The sequence below is a fragment of the Limosilactobacillus sp. genome (assembly GCF_022651205.1).
Lineage (GTDB): Bacteria > Bacillota > Bacilli > Lactobacillales > Lactobacillaceae > Limosilactobacillus.
Window position 1 is genome coordinate 14,961 of the sequence record NZ_JALCQI010000003.1, and the last position, 16,617, is coordinate 31,577.

At 42.3% G+C, this 16,617-nt stretch carries 14 protein-coding genes and 1 tRNA gene; 10 read left to right on the forward strand and 5 right to left on the reverse strand.

Annotated features, from left to right (window positions below):
• The first annotated feature begins 83 nt into the window (after positions 1–83).
• From LKJ51_RS01480 to LKJ51_RS01490, 3 genes are all read left to right on the forward strand, one after another.
• A complete protein-coding gene (locus LKJ51_RS01480) occupies positions 84–1,424 on the forward strand; it encodes a threonine/serine ThrE exporter family protein (RefSeq protein ID WP_291979382.1) in 1,341 nt (446 codons plus the stop codon).
• An 11-nt stretch (positions 1,425–1,435) separates the two neighbouring features.
• On the forward strand, positions 1,436–2,086 hold the full coding sequence (locus LKJ51_RS01485) for a uracil-DNA glycosylase (protein ID WP_291979357.1): 651 nt from the start codon (positions 1,436–1,438) through the stop codon (positions 2,084–2,086).
• A 281-nt stretch (positions 2,087–2,367) separates the two neighbouring features.
• Positions 2,368–3,846 (forward strand): MFS transporter, encoded by a 1,479-nt coding sequence (locus tag LKJ51_RS01490; RefSeq protein ID WP_291980047.1) that lies wholly within the window; start codon positions 2,368–2,370, stop codon positions 3,844–3,846.
• A gap of 71 nt (positions 3,847–3,917) precedes the next feature.
• Here LKJ51_RS01490 and LKJ51_RS01495 read toward each other — a convergent pair whose 3' ends face one another.
• The gene (locus LKJ51_RS01495) at positions 3,918–5,243 is read right to left on the reverse strand and encodes a replication-associated recombination protein A (protein ID WP_291979824.1); all 1,326 of its coding nucleotides are present in this window, start codon (positions 5,241–5,243) and stop codon (positions 3,918–3,920) included.
• A 146-nt stretch (positions 5,244–5,389) separates the two neighbouring features.
• Between LKJ51_RS01495 and LKJ51_RS01500 the strand changes: the two genes are divergently transcribed.
• The 3 genes from LKJ51_RS01500 to LKJ51_RS01510 all read left to right on the forward strand — a co-directional run bounded on the left by LKJ51_RS01500 (position 5,390) and on the right by LKJ51_RS01510 (position 8,385).
• Complete coding sequence (locus LKJ51_RS01500) at positions 5,390–6,376, forward strand: alpha/beta hydrolase (protein WP_291979822.1); 987 nt, start codon at positions 5,390–5,392, stop codon at positions 6,374–6,376.
• 20 nt (positions 6,377–6,396) lie between these two features.
• A complete protein-coding gene (locus LKJ51_RS01505) occupies positions 6,397–6,969 on the forward strand; it encodes a DJ-1 family glyoxalase III (RefSeq protein ID WP_291979821.1) in 573 nt (190 codons plus the stop codon).
• Positions 6,970–7,074: 105 nt separating this feature from the next.
• On the forward strand, positions 7,075–8,385 hold the full coding sequence (locus tag LKJ51_RS01510; protein WP_291979820.1) for an NCS2 family permease: 1,311 nt from the start codon (positions 7,075–7,077) through the stop codon (positions 8,383–8,385).
• A 70-nt stretch (positions 8,386–8,455) separates the two neighbouring features.
• On the opposite strand, the gene LKJ51_RS01515 is transcribed toward LKJ51_RS01510, so the two are convergent.
• Entirely contained in the window at positions 8,456–9,418 is a 963-nt protein-coding gene (locus tag LKJ51_RS01515) for a 2-hydroxyacid dehydrogenase family protein (RefSeq protein WP_291979819.1), read from the reverse strand.
• A gap of 82 nt (positions 9,419–9,500) precedes the next feature.
• On the reverse strand, positions 9,501–12,086 hold the full coding sequence (gene mprF / locus LKJ51_RS01520) for a bifunctional lysylphosphatidylglycerol flippase/synthetase MprF (RefSeq protein ID WP_291979818.1): 2,586 nt from the start codon (positions 12,084–12,086) through the stop codon (positions 9,501–9,503).
• Positions 12,087–12,215: 129 nt separating this feature from the next.
• Between mprF and LKJ51_RS01525 the strand changes: the two genes are divergently transcribed.
• A tRNA-Asp gene (locus LKJ51_RS01525) sits at positions 12,216–12,290 on the forward strand.
• Between the two features lie 71 nt (positions 12,291–12,361).
• Positions 12,362–13,228: an RluA family pseudouridine synthase gene (locus LKJ51_RS01530; protein ID WP_291979817.1), complete on the forward strand. Its 867-nt coding sequence runs from the start codon at positions 12,362–12,364 to the stop codon at positions 13,226–13,228.
• A 55-nt stretch (positions 13,229–13,283) separates the two neighbouring features.
• Here LKJ51_RS01530 and LKJ51_RS01535 read toward each other — a convergent pair whose 3' ends face one another.
• The gene (locus LKJ51_RS01535; protein WP_291979816.1) at positions 13,284–13,979 is read right to left on the reverse strand and encodes a DUF4811 domain-containing protein; all 696 of its coding nucleotides are present in this window, start codon (positions 13,977–13,979) and stop codon (positions 13,284–13,286) included.
• Complete coding sequence (locus LKJ51_RS01540; RefSeq protein ID WP_434737667.1) at positions 13,976–15,418, reverse strand: MDR family MFS transporter; 1,443 nt, start codon at positions 15,416–15,418, stop codon at positions 13,976–13,978. The genes LKJ51_RS01535 and LKJ51_RS01540 overlap by 4 nt, the downstream gene beginning before the upstream one ends.
• Before the next feature lie 187 nt (positions 15,419–15,605).
• Between LKJ51_RS01540 and LKJ51_RS01545 the strand changes: the two genes are divergently transcribed.
• The gene (locus LKJ51_RS01545; protein ID WP_291979407.1) at positions 15,606–16,046 is read left to right on the forward strand and encodes a MerR family transcriptional regulator; all 441 of its coding nucleotides are present in this window, start codon (positions 15,606–15,608) and stop codon (positions 16,044–16,046) included.
• Positions 16,047–16,132: 86 nt separating this feature from the next.
• Positions 16,133–16,483 (forward strand): DUF3368 domain-containing protein, encoded by a 351-nt coding sequence (locus tag LKJ51_RS01550; RefSeq protein WP_291979406.1) that lies wholly within the window; start codon positions 16,133–16,135, stop codon positions 16,481–16,483.
• The last annotated feature ends 134 nt before the right edge of the window (positions 16,484–16,617 follow it).

The following is a 16,617-nucleotide window of genomic DNA, read 5'->3' on the forward strand; positions in this document are numbered from 1 at the left end:
TTTATGTGAACTTAAAATTAAATGGAATTGACGGAGGAAGAGCAGTCATGAAGAAAAGTGACGCAGAAGATACGGAAGGAATAATGGGCTTCGAACCAGCAGCACACATTTCATCGCACCACCATATGGCAATCCCCTGGCAGGATTTCTTTACTAATGACAACTTTACGCCAGCAGGTGAGGCCAACTTAGTAGAACGGGCAGCGATTGCTGGACGAATTGGATTGATGATGCTTTCCTATGGGACAGGGGCCTGGCGAGTACGGGACTCAATGAACATTGTCGCCCGGGAATTAAAGATGACTTGTTCGGCAGATATTGGCCTGGTTTCGCTAGAATATACCTGTATGGATGCTCACCATAGTTATACTCAAGCACTATCTCTGCCAAGTACTGGAATCAATACCACTAAGCTATCTAAGATGGAGCGGTTCATTGATGAATTCCGCAAGCGTGGTAGTGAGATGACAATTGGTGAGATCCATAATCGTCTTGAGCAAATTGCCCATAGTCGGGGGAACTACACACCGATTCAAGTTGGTTTAGCAGCAGCTTTAGCATGTAGCTGCTTCGTTTTTCTACTTGGCGGTGGTCCGGTAGAAATGGCCTGTTGTTTTCTTGGAGCGGGATTAGGAAACTATGTCCGACGGAAGCTTATTGATCGTCACATCACATTGTTAGCTTGCGTTTCTGTTGGCGTTGCGGTTGCCTGCCTTTTCTACCTGTTTGCCTTTGTTGGTATGCAGTGGATGTTCCACGTTAGTCCACGGCACGAAACGGGATATATCGGTGCAATGCTCTTTATTATTCCCGGATTTCCGTTCATTACCAGCGGCCTTGACATTTCAAAATTGGATATGCGCTCTGGCCTTGAACGACTTGCCTACGCAGTTACGATTATTGTGGTGGCAACTCTGGTTGGATGGATCGTTGCGATGGCGGTGAAGTTACGTCCGGGAACATTAGCCGCATGGCCATTGTCACCACTTGCGCTAATGCTATTACGGATTGCAACGAGTTTCGGTGGTGTCTTTGGCTTCTCAATTATGTTTAACAGTACACCGAAAATGGCGGCAATTGCCGGACTAATCGGTGCGGTTGCCAATACGACACGGCTCGAATTAGTTGATTATAGTGGGATCCCCGCTGGAGCATGCGCATTCATTGGAGCCTTAATTGCGGGACTCCTTGCCTCAATTGTTAAGCGGAAGATCCACTACCCACAAATTTCGATTACTGTTCCTTCAATTGTAATTATGGTTCCTGGGCTGTATATGTACCAGGCAATGTATAATATGGGGCTAACGTCAATCAGTGTTGGTGCATTGTGGATCACTAAGGCCTTGTTAATTGTTGTTTTCTTGCCACTTGGCTTAATTGCTGCCCGGATTATTACCGATCCAAAGTGGCGTCATAATGGTTAGGGAGTGATTGGATGATCATTCAATACCCACAAGATCTCTTAGCTGAGGTTCACCAACGGGTTACTGGACATAACTTGGCGGGTTTTACTCCCGGTCAGGGAAAGTTGAAGCCAGATATAATGCTTGTTGGTGAAGCTCCTGGTCGGCACGAGGAAGTTCATAATATTCCGTTTTCTGGTGCCTCCGGGAAAGAACTAATGAAGATGCTCGCAACGATTGGCTATAATCGCGAGAATGTTTATATTACTAGTGTTGTCCGCCAACGCCCATATTCAATTAAGCGGGTGACCGACAAAAAGACCGGGAAAGTTATCGTTAAGAAACCTAATCGCACGCCAACGAAGAAAGAAGTGCTCGCTTTTGCTAACCTCTTTGATTGGGAGCTTGAGCAGGTTCAACCGAAGATAATTGTTCCGTTAGGGAATACCGCATTGCAGCGGCTCCTTGGAGCAAAAGCTAATATTGGTCAGCTTCATGGTCAACTTTTAGAGCAACCCATTCAACATGCTAAAAAAGATGGGAGCGGCTATGAACTAGCAACGATTAATTCCAAGTTAGTTCCGATGTATCATCCAGCTGCAGTTTTGTATAGTCGGAAACTTGAACCGACTATACGCGACGATTGGCAGCAATTGGGGAAATATCTCCATAAAATTAATTAACCGGGTTTTACAAATAGTGAATCCCCTTGTATAATACATGACTAGTTATCGATAAGAATTAAATTGATTAAGAAGATGAGAGTGGGACAGAACTAGCTTGCCTAGTTCGTTGTCCCACCTCCGTCGACGCGAAGCTAGCCTACTAGGGGTTGGTCAAATGCTGATTTATCAGCGTTTGAACTGCCAGCCAGCTACTGCGCTGTTGTATTATCATGTTTAAAATAGTTAAGAGACTAGGTTAATTCCCGGCCTCTATCTTTATTTTAGAGGGAGATGAGAGCTTGGAGTTAGAGAGACGACGAACAATTGTTACGGGAGCCTTATTGCTGTCTAACATTATGGCAGGAATGGACGGAACAATTGTCAATACTGCATTGCCGGCGATTACGAGTGATTTGCATGCACTTCAATATATGGGATGGATTGTTGCTATCTTTCTGTTTGGAATGGCGGTTGCGACCCCGTTGTGGAGTAAGTTTGGTGAACATAAGGGGAATAAGGTTGCCTACATTAGTGCAACATCGCTCTTTGCGGTCGGCGCAATTTTTCAAGGACTCGCTCCTAATATTACTTGGTTCATTATTGCCCGGGCAATAATGGGGGTCGGTGCCGGTGGAATGAATACAATTCCCTTTATTGTCTTTGCTGAAATATACACTAACCTCAAGAAACGGGCGACTGTCTTGGGATTATCTAGTGCTTGCTTTGGGACGGCTTCAATTATTGGCCCGTTACTTGGTGGGTGGATTGTTGACGCTCTTAGCTGGCATTGGGTGTTCTACGTTAATGTGCCAATTGCGTTAGTTGCGATTACCATCATTGCAATTTTTTACAAGAACGTAAATAAACGAGCAGCCGGAAAGCCAATTGATTATTTAGGGGCAACGCTGTTAGTTAGCAGCTTAATGGCAATCCTAGTTGCTGTTCAACTGATTGGGGTAGGTTCACTCCCGGTTGTCATTGGTCTTTTTACTATTGGCTTGGCCCTTTTGTGGTGGATGGTGAAAGTCGACCGTAATGCAGCCGATCCGATTGTACCTAACCGCCTTTTTACAAATCGTGAATTAGTAATTGACTTTATGCTCTTCGTGATTATTTGGGGCTCATTCATTGCTTTCGTGATCTATATTCCAATGTGGGCGCAGGGACTTCTTGGGCTATCAGCACTGCTTGGTGGAATGACCCAGATTCCCGGAGCCGTAACTGACTTTCTTGGTTCAGAACTAGTTCCCTTTATTCAATATCGGTGGTCAAAATATGCAATTGTTGGGCTAGGGGCCTTGACTATCTTTATCTCCTTCTTGGGACTGTTGCTTGGTGGTCAATCATCACCGTTCTGGTTAATTATGTTCCTTGGAGCTTTCGAAGGCTTTGGTGTTGGCTTAGTCTTTAATATCTTGCAAATTAACGTTCAAACCGATGCGGAATTACGGGATGTCCCAATTGCAACTTCAATGGGGTACCTGATGCGGATCCTTAGCCAAACTTTCATGTCCGCTATCTACGGGGTAATTCTTAATAATGCGTTGTTACAGGGGATTAAACATCACCATGGAATTACGATGGGGATGTTGAATAAATTATCAAACGCGAAGACAGCTACTAGTCTACCTACTTCACTTTTACCGGAGATGCGTCATATTCTTTACATCGGTTACCGAAACATCGTGATTACTGCGCTTACCTTAATTATCATTTCGCTGGTAATGGTTGCGATCATGTGGCTTCGGAACAGAGGACGAAACGTAAAAACAATTTAAAACCGCCCTTGACATTAAAACCGGAACAACCTAAGATTAGTCCAATTTAAGAGCTAGTCTTAGGTTGCTTTTTATTTATGATCATTTTCCCGATGCCACTCGTTAATTTGTTCCATCCGGGCCTTAAATCGTCCTTCGCGTCCCTGAGTAGTTGGCTTATAGAAGTGGTGACCAGCTAATTCGGGTGGCATTGTTTTCATCGAAGTTAGTTTATCCTTTGTATCATGTGCATACTGATAATGATCCCCGTAATGAAGCTCCTTCATTAACTTTGTGGGGGCATTTCGAATCTGAAGTGGGACAGGTAAATTGCCAGTTTTCTTGATACTCTTTTTTGCCGCTAACCGTGCCTCGTAAACGGCATTGGACTTTGGTGCTAGTGAAAGGTAAATAACACACTCCGTCAGGTGGACATCACATTCAGGCATCCCAAGAAATTGACATGCTTGAAAGGTATTAATGGACACATTTAATGCGTTGGTATCAGCTAATCCAATATCCTCACTTGCAAAGCGAACAAGACGGCGGGCAATGTATAACGGATCCTCACCGCCATCAATCATTCGTGAGCACCAGTAGATTGCCGCGTCAACATCACTGTTACGCATTGACTTGTGAAGGGCTGAGATGACATTGTAGTGTTCTTCGCCGTTTTGATCATAGCGGAGTGACTTGATATTAATAAGTTGCTTGAGGCTGTCAGTTGTTAATTGAACCTGGTGATCATGGTGGTTAGCGTTTAGCACCGCCATTTCAAGTGTGTTTAGGGCAACCCTGGCATCACCATTTGCAAACTCAGCAATCATCGTTAATGCATCGTCGTCATAATCGATCTTAAGCCCGGGAAAACCAGCAGGGTGTTTGATTGCCCGCTTAAGAATGTTAGTAATATCATCAATCGTTAATGATTTAAGGACGAAGACTTTACAACGGCTTAGAAGTGCTGAATTGATTTCAAAGGAAGGATTCTCGGTAGTAGCACCGATTAAGATGATGCTTCCGCGTTCCACGAAGGGAAGAAAAGCATCCTGTTGAGCTTTGTTGAAGCGGTGAATTTCGTCAATAAAACAAATAGTGCGTTCACCAAATTCCCGATTTTTCTCCGCTTCCTCCATAATTTTCCGGATATCGCGAATGCTGCTTGTAACCGCACTAAACGTAATGAAGTGGGACTTAGTTTGTTGAGCGATAATTTCAGCTAAGGTGGTTTTTCCGACACCGGGTGGTCCCCAGAAGATTAGTGAGGAAACTTGGTCGTGTTCGATTAAATCACGTAAAACCTTCCCGTTCCCGATTAATTGTTGTTGACCCATGAATTCATCAAGGGTGGTTGGTCGGACCCGGTTGGCCAATGGAGTGTTTTGATTTGATTGTGCAAATAGTGATTCCTGGTGCATTTAATTACTTCCTTTTAGTCAATTTTAAGCCAAAACTTAGTAAATTTGAATGGAGTTATCTGTAGTAATCGTGTTACGATGAAGGTAACTATTTAGATTGAAGCCGACGAAGAAACGGCTAGTTTATCAAAGGAGCTCGACAGCTCATGAAAAGATTACCAAGATTTCAACATCATGTTGCTTCTGAAATTGCAAATAATTTTGGCCAAAGTGTTTGTGATTTAGTCCGCTGTGGACAGCACCGTTCACAACGAGCAACGTTTGTTGAATTACAAATTCAGGTGAGTGGCTTTAAACGGCGGATGGCGGATGAACAGGGCTTTCGGCAAATGCTCGCTGAGTCACAAGAGGTTAGCGGAGAGGACTTCGTTATGCCGGCGGTACCATTTACCGTTAATTTACGCCAATTATCAAATGCTCCAATGCGGACTTATGTCTTAAACGAACAATCGGGGCAGCAAAAAGCAATCATCTACTTGCCGGGTGGAGCATATGTTGAACCACCGGTAAAGGAACAATGGTTATTCGCTGATCGATTGGCACAGCAAACGGGAGCCCGGGTTTACGTTGTCCTTTACCCACAACTTCCTGATCATACTTTTAAGACAGCCTACGAGCAACTGACTCGACTATACCAGCAACTGTATGAGCAAATACCAGTAAGTGATATTACACTTTTGGGCGATTCTGCAGGTGGTGGATTGGCTGCGGGCTTTTGTGAATACTGTACGGAAAGAAAGTTACCACAACCAGGGCACCTAGTATTATTATCACCGTGGCTAGATCTTGACCTAAATAACCCAACAATTGCAAAGTATGAGTCTCATGATGTGACTTTATCGGTCAAGGGCTTACGGCGAGCAGCCGATTTATGGGCTGATGATACAAAGCATGATGATTATCGGTTGAGACCGCTTAATGGTGATATTTCTGGGTTAAGGGATGTCTTTGTATGTGTTGGGACACGTGAAATCATGTATCCGGATAGTGCCCAGCTTGTTCAGAAATTACGTGATCAGCACGTTCCGGTTAAATTCGTTGTCGGGCGAGATCTACCACATATTTTTCCAGTGTACCAAATGCCGGAAGCAGATCGGGTCATGGTAGAGATAAGCAAGTTAATTAACGGTTAAAGAAAGGAATGTTTGTAATAATGAAAAAAGTTGCGGTTGTTTTTGCTCCAGGTTGTGAAGAAGTTGAAGGGCTAACGGTAGTTGATGTTCTTCGACGGCTCGGTGTTGAAACCAAAATGGTCGGATTAGAAAATCAGGAAGTTCTTGGTGCTCACAATATTAAGCTGACCTGTGATGAAGTTCTTGGTGATCAATTATTGGATTATGACCTTGTTGCTTTTCCAGGAGGAATGGGCGGTTCTGAACGACTTCGTGATAATGAACAATTAAAGCAATTAATGGTTCAACGTAATAAAGAAGGTAAGTGGGATGCGGCAATGTGTGCTGCCCCAATCGCCCTTGCTCGTTACGGATTACTCGATAACCATGACTACACTTGTTATCCCGGGATGAATGAGGTGATTCAAAAGGAAGCTCCAACCGCTCGATTCCACGAAGAGATTACTGTTGTTGATGAGCAAGCTAAGATCCTTACGAGTCGGGGTCCAGCAACAGCCCTCGCATACGCATTTAAGATTGCGGAATTGATGGGTGTTGATACAAAACAGATTAAGAAGGACATGCTTTACGATTATCTTGCCCAGAATATCTAACTGCTAATTCATGATTTATAAAAAAATCCTCTTTACAGATTAATACGAATGTTATAAGATGTCATTTGTTGTTTTATTCGTAATTACTGTTTGGAGGATTTTTTCTTGAATGCAATTAGCAAGTATTTTCGCCTTGATGAATTAAATACGAACATTCGCACGGAAATTTTAGCGGGATTTACCACTTTTATTTCAATGTCATATATTTTGTTCGTTAACCCTAATGTTTTAGGGGCAGCGGGGATGAGCCAGGGGGCCGTTTTCACTGCAACTGCACTTTCAGCAGCATTCGGAACATTGATGATGGGGCTTTATGCTAAGTACCCGATTGCGACTGCTCCGGCGCTTGGAATTAACGCATTCTTTGCGTACTCGGTTGTTATCGGGATGGGAGTTAACTGGCAGACGGCCCTTGCTGCCGTTTTTGTAGCTTCTTTGATTTTTATTCTGATTACGATTTTTAAATTACGGGAAGTAATTATTGACGCAATTCCAAGCGATTTGAAGTTCGCTATTTCAAGTGGAATTGGATTATTTATTGCATTCTTAGGCCTCCATCAGGGAGGATTAATTGTTGCCAATAAGTCGACTGTAGTCGGGTTGGGCTCATTTACTACGCCAACTACCTGGCTAACGGTGATTGGTTTAATTGTGACCGCAATTTTAATGGTTAAGCGAGTTCCGGGAGCAATCTTTATCGGGATGGCAGTGACAGCAATCGTTGGGCTGGTTACGGGCTTGATTCCAATGCCACACCATGTTATTTCAGCGGCTCCAAGCTTAAAGCCAACTTTTGGTGTTGGGGTAGAGTATTTCTCCCACATTAACACTATCCAATTATGGGTTGTTGTCTTAACCTTCTTGTTGGTTACCTTCTTTGACACTGCCGGAACCCTAGTTGGTCTTGCTCAACAGGCAGGTTTCATGAAGAATAATAAAATGCCACGTGTTGGGAAAGCCTTAATGTCTGATTCTAGTGCGATGCTAGTCGGTTCTATTCTGGGAACCTCGCCTGTTGGGGCCTACGTTGAATCATCAGCCGGGATTGCCGTTGGTGGACGTTCTGGATTAACTTCAGTTGTAACCGCAATTTGCTTTATCTTAGGAATGTTCTTCTCACCATTATTGCCAGTGGTTACTAATCAGGTAACTGCTCCGGCTTTGATTATTGTTGGTGTATTGATGGCTCAATCAATGAAGCGAGTTCACTGGGAGAAGCTTGAGATTGCAATTCCATCCTTCTTAATCGTTATTGGAATGCCGCTAACGTACAGTATTTCCGATGGGATGGCTCTTGGGTTGATCATGTACCCAATTACCATGATTGCTGCAAAGCGGGGTAAAGAAGTTCACCCGATCATGTACGCACTCTTCTTTATCTTCATCGTGTTTATTTGGATTTTAAACGTTAAATAATTATCAAACAACCTCAAGCATTCAGATTATTCCGAATGTTTGAGGTTGTTTTTAGCTTATAGTTGATGAATTACTTATTAATAATATACTTTGCAGATTCACCATCTAGAACGTTGACAGCGTTAGTAGCAACGATCTTAGCCATTGCATCACGAGCTTCAAATGAGGCGTTCCCAATGTGTGGGGTTAGGATAACATTATCAAGCTTCTTGAAACCGTCAGCAACGTTTGGCTCAGCTTCATAAACATCAAGGGCAGCACCAGCAAGTTTGTTGGCTTGAAGAGCCTTAAGCAAGGATGATTCATTAATAACCGGTCCCCGAGCGCAGTTGATTAATACTGCAGAATCCTTCATCATTTCAAATTGTGGAGTATCAATCATGTGGTGCGTTTCAGGGGTTAATGGACAGTGAAGGGTAACAACGTCAGACCGCTTTAGTAATTCGTCAAGGGTAACGTATTCAGCAGAATATTGTGCTTCTGTTGCCGGATCAGCCTGGTGACGTTGAGTGTAAATGATCTTCATGTTAAAGGCATGGAGACGTTGAGCAACACCGCGACCGATGCTTCCTAAGCCGACAATTCCAAGAGTCTTACCGGCTAATTCGTGGCCAAGGAAGAAGAGTGGTGCCCAGCCATCAAAGCCAACCGAGTGCATTACCCGGTCACCTTCAACGATTCGCCGCATTAATGCAATCACTAGTCCACTAGCAACTTCAGCAGTCGCGGTTGAGGAAACGAATGGTGTATTGGTAACGTCGATCCCCTTACTCCGTGCATACTTAACATCAATGTTGTTAAAACCGGCACCAAAGTTAGCGATTAACTTTAGTTTTGGTGCGGCATCAATTACTTCTCGATCAACTTGAGTGGATAGTGGAGTGATTAAAACTTCACAGTCCTGAACGTGTTTAAGAAGTTCATCCTTTGAGATTAACCCCTTTCCATCATAAACATCATAATGGATCCCAGCTTGATCAAGGATCTTAGTAGCAATCTTAGGTAACTTTGCTGATAGGTAAACAGTAGTCATAATATTCGCCTTCCTAAATAAAAATAATGACCGTGTAAACGATTACACGATCATTATAGTTCAATGTTAAAATTGCGGCAAATTAGTGGTTAATCCAAAGGAAAAAGATGCGTTTCTCCTGTTTGTCCGCCCGCTGGTTAATTACGCTGACAAGGGAAAGCATTGAGTTGATGATTGAACTCCATTTCCGGAAAGCGGTATAACGGGATTCCCAAATATCGGCATACTTATTCTTATAACGACGCAAGCCCTGGAAACCATATAGGTGGTAACCATATTCGTAAATAAAGTGGGCAACCTTCTCGCCAAGAAAACTAAACTGTGATTCACCAACGTTTGATAATGGTGCCATTCCCAAGTCAAAGTATTCATACCCATGTTCCTGACCATACAGAAACATGCTGATAAAGATCTTGTCCATGATTCCAGATGGTGCATCGTGAGAATGACGCATTAAATCAATGGTAAGGTACTTCTTTCCACCAGTTGGCATAAAGGTAGCGAATGCAACGATTTTACCGTCTTTATCGGCAACGGTTGCCACAGGAGCCTGTTGGATATAGTCAGGAGAGAAGAAGCCTAATGAAAAGCCCTTTTCTACTTGTTTTCCTAACCAGTTATCGGAAACAGCCTTTATTTCATCCATGAACTGATCATTAAATGGTGGCTGAACAACGTTAAATTGGTATCCCTCGCGGTCGAATTTATGCATTAAGGCCCGTTGAGAGCGTTGGCGTTTTCCTGCTAGGGTAAAGTCGGCTAACTTTACCAACCCGGTTTCTCCAGTTTTAATGAAGTCAAAGCCAAATTCATGAAGGAGCATTGTAAACGTTCCAGAAACTTCGTAAAAGACTAGTTGGTAATTATAAAGATCGGCTTCTTTTAGGAACTGACGAAGGGCTGGACGAGTTTCAGCAGAATTACCAACCGGATCTCCCATAATAATCAGTCGATCGTAGTTTCGTCGGTACATAAAGTACAGCTGGTCTTGACCGTCCTTTTGGTAAAAGTAAAGGTTCTTGTCTTTGAGAAAGGCCAGATGACTGGTTCGACTACCACCGAATTGGTCAATAACCTTGTGAACTCTCTCAGTGCTAAATCCCTGTACCTTAGCGAACGGATCGGCACCAGAACAGAAGTAACGAAGAATAAGGACGAGGAGGACTAGCCCAAGCAAAAGGCCGATTAGGCCCGAGAACCAGACTTTTTCACCAGGAAAGAGGAAGAATTCTGGGATACGGTGCGACTTGGTATATTGTGGTGCGTTTATGACACCGACAATAACATAGAGGATGCAGCTCCCCGCGAAGATCAAGAGATCGACCGCAAATTTACTAATGGAATATTGAAGTTTTGCCCGATATAATTCTCGCTTTGAAAGGAGAATTAAAACCAGAACAATTGCCAGGTAAATGGTTAAACTCATCGTTCGCAGGTTCCACCAGGTACTGATAACCCCGATAAGCAACAAGGCAAGGGTAGGCCAGTACGCCTTTTGAACTTTTGATGCTAATCCCCGAGCACAAGCCAGCATGGCAATCGCAAAGAGAACAGTGGATAGCTGGTGAATAAAGAAAAAGGTGAACGGGTACAATCGGGCAAATAATTTGTTGTCTGCGGTAATATCTGGGATTGCGGCCGCAAGAAGCATTAGGATTCCTGAAATATACATAAAGGCCGTAATCAGGAAATGAGCCGTGTTCTGAATGATAACCAGGGGTAAACCATCGAAGAATTCGTTTACCTGACGGGCAAGATCATGAAGAAAGAGAATACCAGCGAGGATTAGCGGCACGATGTAGTAAAAAATCCGGAAGAGTAGAAGCCAGATAATAATTGTTGGCTTAGAAACGCCCATCAGGGAAAGTTCAAACATCATCATGACATCAAACGAACCAAGAGCACCTGGAATCATGGAGATAACCCCGAGAAGTTGGGCAACAACGTATAGTGGTAGGACTGAGGCAAGGTTATTCCGAACGCCTAAACACCAACCAACCAGTAAGAAGAAGAGGGCAACAAAGAGCCATTCACATGTTGAGCTACCAACTAATAGTCCCTCAATCTTAGGAGTAACATCCTTAAATAATCGGTTATTGTTAATTAATGTGAAGTAGAAGACGATTGGAAAGTAGAGGCCACCAGCAACAAGCCAAATAGCGTACTGGTTAAAGTGTCCTCCTTGGTGAAAGACAAACATAAAAGCCAGGGCAACCCAACAGAGAACTGAAAGCCCAGATAAAAGGAAAACTGCAATTTTAGAGATTGCTAGTAAAATATCTTTCTTATTGGCGTGTTTTCGGTAGAAATATGCACGCATTGTTGCTCCAAGGATGCCACCAAAGCCAGCGATATTCGTTAAGGTATTAGTAATCCAACCACAACGAATAATGTAGGAGCGTTTGAATTTGCCTGGAAGGAACTTAACGATTGCAAAGTCATAACCTAACATTGGAACAACGGCGATGCAGCCGAAGATCAACAAGATTAAGATATTTGACCAGGTTAAGTTGCTTAGGCCAATTCCAACTCGGTGCCAGTCAACGGTTTTAAAAAAGCTAGTTAACGCATGAACAACAAAGATAACAACCGAGATGACGAAAATAATCTTGATCGGTCGTGAATATTTATCCCACCACGACGATAAACGTTTATATAGGGATCTCATAGTTTCCTCCTCAATGTAATACTAATAATCATTATATCGAATTTGCCCTTTTGAAAGAAGCAAAAGGAGAATTTAAAAAGTTGTTGACAGTGGAAGAGAAGTTTCGTATACTTTTATTTGTTGTTAATTGGTCCGTTGGTCTAGTTGGTTTAGGACGCATCCCTGTCACGGATGAGATCACGAGTTCGAGTCTCGTACGGACCGTCATAGTTGAATAAGAGACTGGGAATATTTTCCCAGTCTCTTTGCGTCTAGAGATAATTTTGGAGGGTACAATGGAAAATACTTGGCAATATCAGGGTAGTGAACCGATTAAAATTAAGAAGTTTCTCCAGTCATTGGGGATGGGACACCGTTTATTTAATGATCTGAAAAATGGTCAGGGTGAATTTCTAGTCGATCACCGAAAAGTTCGTCCAACAACGAAGATATTACCTAACCAGCCTTTAACGATTATTGCTCAACCAGAAACACGCGACTTATCGGTAAAGGAGAGTGATGAGCCTCTCAATATTGTCTATGAAGATGACAATTGGCTTGTTATTAATAAACCAGCAGGAGTGACGTCAATTCCTGGTCCTTCAGTAGATAATGAAACCGTACTTAACAGGGCTGTTCATTATTTAATTGAGAAGAATTCAGCTGATCAACGTCCACACTTAATTACCCGTCTTGACCGTTATACCGGTGGTTTACTGTTGATTGCCAAACACCACGTTGCGTCTAGTATGATCAGTCAGCAAGTGCAGCAACACCAAATGTTAAAAGAATATACGGCATTTGTTTCGGGAACGTTTGCTGAAAAGCATGGCGTAATTAATAAGCCAATTGCCCGTCGTGAGGGCCAAGCACAGCGGGTAATTGCTGATGATGGACAACGGGCAGTGACTGAATACTGGGTAGAAGGAGAGCAAGCTGGTTGGACTAGGTTACGGGTGCAGTTACATACGGGACGAACTCACCAAATCCGCGTTCACTTGGCTTCAATTGGTCATCCATTAATTGGTGATCACCTTTATGGTGGTGATACCTCCGATCGCGAACACCAGGCACTCTGGGCTACTAAGCTTTCGTTTAAGGATCCGTTTACCTTAAAACAATTAACGTTTTCCCGGGAAATAAATGAACTGCCAGAGAAATAAAAAAGTGGAGAGTGGAAAATTTTATTTTTCCACTCTCCACTTTTTTATTATTAAGTTAATTCTGTCTAATCATTTTTGCCATAAATTCTTGTTCGGCTTGTTGAGAAACCTGTTGGATTTGTTGGGCACTCATATTTGGTTGGTTAGCCATTGCTGATTGGACCCTAGAGGTGACAAAGCTTTTAGCTTGGCTTTGTAATTGTGGACCAGCGTTGCCGATTTTCTTTTGAAGTTGGTGTGCTTGGGAAGGGGTAAGTTTAACAAAGGTACGAGGGTATTCAATTACATTTGTTCTTTTAATTAGTGTACCGTTCATTCCTGACCACATGAAAAGAACCTTATAGAAATCGTTCTTAAATTGCCACCGGGTTTCTGTTGACTTTAACAGTGGGGTGGTCCGATTGGTGAACTGCATTTTACTAGTTGTATATTCATTTGCTTGCGTATGGTCAGGCTTCTTTTGGCCTTGTTTAGTCTTGTAGATCAGGACGTTATCCTGACCACTAGTACCTATGGGCTGGTAAAGTGCCACTGGTAATTTTCCAGCTGCAGAGTAGACCGTTTGACTATTCGTCGTTGTTACTTTTTTCATTCCAAAATGTTGACTATAATTTAAGCCCATTAAGGCAGTCGAACCAATAAAAAGAAGACTGAAAAGAAGAGCGCCGATAATTCTTGTCAATCGGTGGTTGATAAACATTACGGATGCAAATAATGCGAGTGCGGAACCAAACATTAAGATGATGATCATTTGTTAGCCCCCTTTTCCTGAATACTGTCTGAGTCAAGTTTTACATGTATTCCGTTACCCTTTGTGACAAAGAAAGTTAAGCAAAGGCCAATCAAGGCGAAGATAATTGCAAACCAGAATGCCGCATGGTACCCCATTAAAGTAGCGTCAAACATTTGTGACTTATATTGGAGTGGGGCAGCATTAAGTAATGAGTGGCCGGGCTTATTATTATTTGTAACGTTTGTTAGAACCGAAATCATGATTGCTGTTCCGACAGAGGTTGCTACTTGACGAAGAGTGTTGTTAACCGCTGTTCCGTGTGAAATTAAGTGGTATGGAAGAGAGTTCATTCCGGCGGTAGTTACTGGCATCATTACCATTGAGATTCCAAACATCCGAACGGCATACAGGAAGACAATGTAGATAATTGGAGTGTCGCGGGTAATAAAAGCAAACGGAATGGTACCAACGGAAAGAATAAACATCCCTGTAATGGCAAGCCGTCTAGCACCATGACGGTCGAAGAGGTTCCCGGTAATCGGACTCATGAATCCCATGAAAAGGGCACCAAATAGTAATGTTAGTCCTGAGTGAAAGGCTGACATTCCGTGGATAATTTGGAGATATAGCGGAATAACTAATTCCACACCCACCATTGCCATCATTACAATTGAACTAAGGACAGTTGCTAGGGTAAATTCCTTACTCTTGAAAACTCTGAATTCCAAGAAAGGCTCGTCCAACTTGTTTTGCCGGAAAATTAAGAAAGCAACCAAAATTACACCAACGATAATTGTTGTTAGGACAACCGGATCAGTCCAGCCATCGTTACCAACGCTAGAAAAGCCGTAAAGCATGCTTCCAAATCCAGCGGTAGAAATAACAACTGACCACCAGTCAAGGTGAGGCTTTTTGTTAGGAATAACGTTTTTAACGAAAAATAGACTAGCGATGATCACCACTGCTGCAATTGGGACAATCATTCCAAAAAGCCAGCGCCAACTAAAATTATCAATTACCCATCCGGAAAGGGTAGGACCAATAGCAGGAGCTAAGCCGATAACTAAACCGTTAATTCCCATCGCAGCCCCACGCTTTTCCGGTGGGTAGATGGTTAACATAATGTTCTGCATTAATGGCATGTTGATTCCAACACCAATTGCCTGAATCAATCGTCCACCTAAAAGAACGGCAAATGATGGTGCTAACCAAGACATGACGGTACCGATTTCAAAGATTGACATTGCAATTACAAATAATCCTTTAGTGTTAAAGCGGCTACTTAAATAAGCACTAATTGGGATCATGATCCCGTTAACCATTAAGAAACCGGTGGTTAACCACTGGACCGTTGATGTACTAATATTAAAGGCATCCATCAAAGCCGGAAAGGCAGTTGAGAGGATGGTTTGGTTTAAAATAGTACAAAAGGCACCAATTAATAGGATGAGAACCATCAGGCTTCTGTTATATGGATGATTATTAATATCTACTGAAATAGATTGTTGATCCACACAAAAAACCTCTTTTCTTTTTAGTCAATGCCAACTAATATAAGACTATCTGATATCTTTGTCAAATAATTTGACAATTACAACTAATTTTAAGATAATCCTTGGTAGATAAAATGGTCTGAGGGAGTTGATGGATATTTTATTAGCAGAACGTTTTCGTAAAATGATGAAGCAGAGTAGCCTAAAAGTTACAATGACCCAGTTGGCTGAAACAACAGGAGTCTCACCAAGTCAGATTCGTTATTGGGAAAAGAAGGGTTACATTAGTTCTGAACAGGGAGAGAAGAACCAAAACCACCTGTACCCAATTAGTATGCTTTACCGAGTTTGCACGATTAAGTTTTTCCTTGATCAGGGATATACACTTGCTGTAGCGGTAAAGAAAGAACAAGAACACCGGGAATTAGTTAAATTATTCCGTGAATTTATTTTTAGCCAGAAGTTAAATGTTAAACAAACCGGTACCGATAAGGGAGAAATCGAATTAGGAAAAATTGCCGAAAAACCAAATACGGCGGTTTATGCGACGATCGAAGGTGGAAAAACGGAATTGCACCTTCGTCAGGAGTAATGATTAACGAACACTAGAGGTTTGTGGTATGGTGTAAATAAGCGATTGTATATTCTATGACAAATTAAAATAGGGGAGCGATCAGATTGTCAGAATTAGGATTACGCTATGATGAATTAGATAATCAAGCCGCTAAGGAAGCTGCTTTGAAGACATTTATTACTTTTTACATTCATCAGTATCGACTACAAAGTCTCGAAGTCATGGGAGCAAAAGCCTCAAATGAAGTCATGGGGACGATTAACCATGTTTTGAAAGAAAATGCTTACCGTGGGGACAAAAAGTTAGTTGAACTTAGTGAACGACTTTGTAAGGGTGCTTACGAGGAAATCCTGAGTGAATTAACCGATCTAAAGTTTAATAATGAAGGACAACCAATTGTTCCACTAGAAAAACTTTGGCAAAATGAAGAAGAAAGCTTACCAACAGAAGATTAATATGTCTAAAGTAAACCTTCGCATATTATAGTAAGAATATTTAAGGGATCGGATTAATGTTCGGTCTCTTTTATTTTTAAATTCTTGACTAATAGCGTAAAAGAATAATATATGGTAAAATATTATTAGTTTTT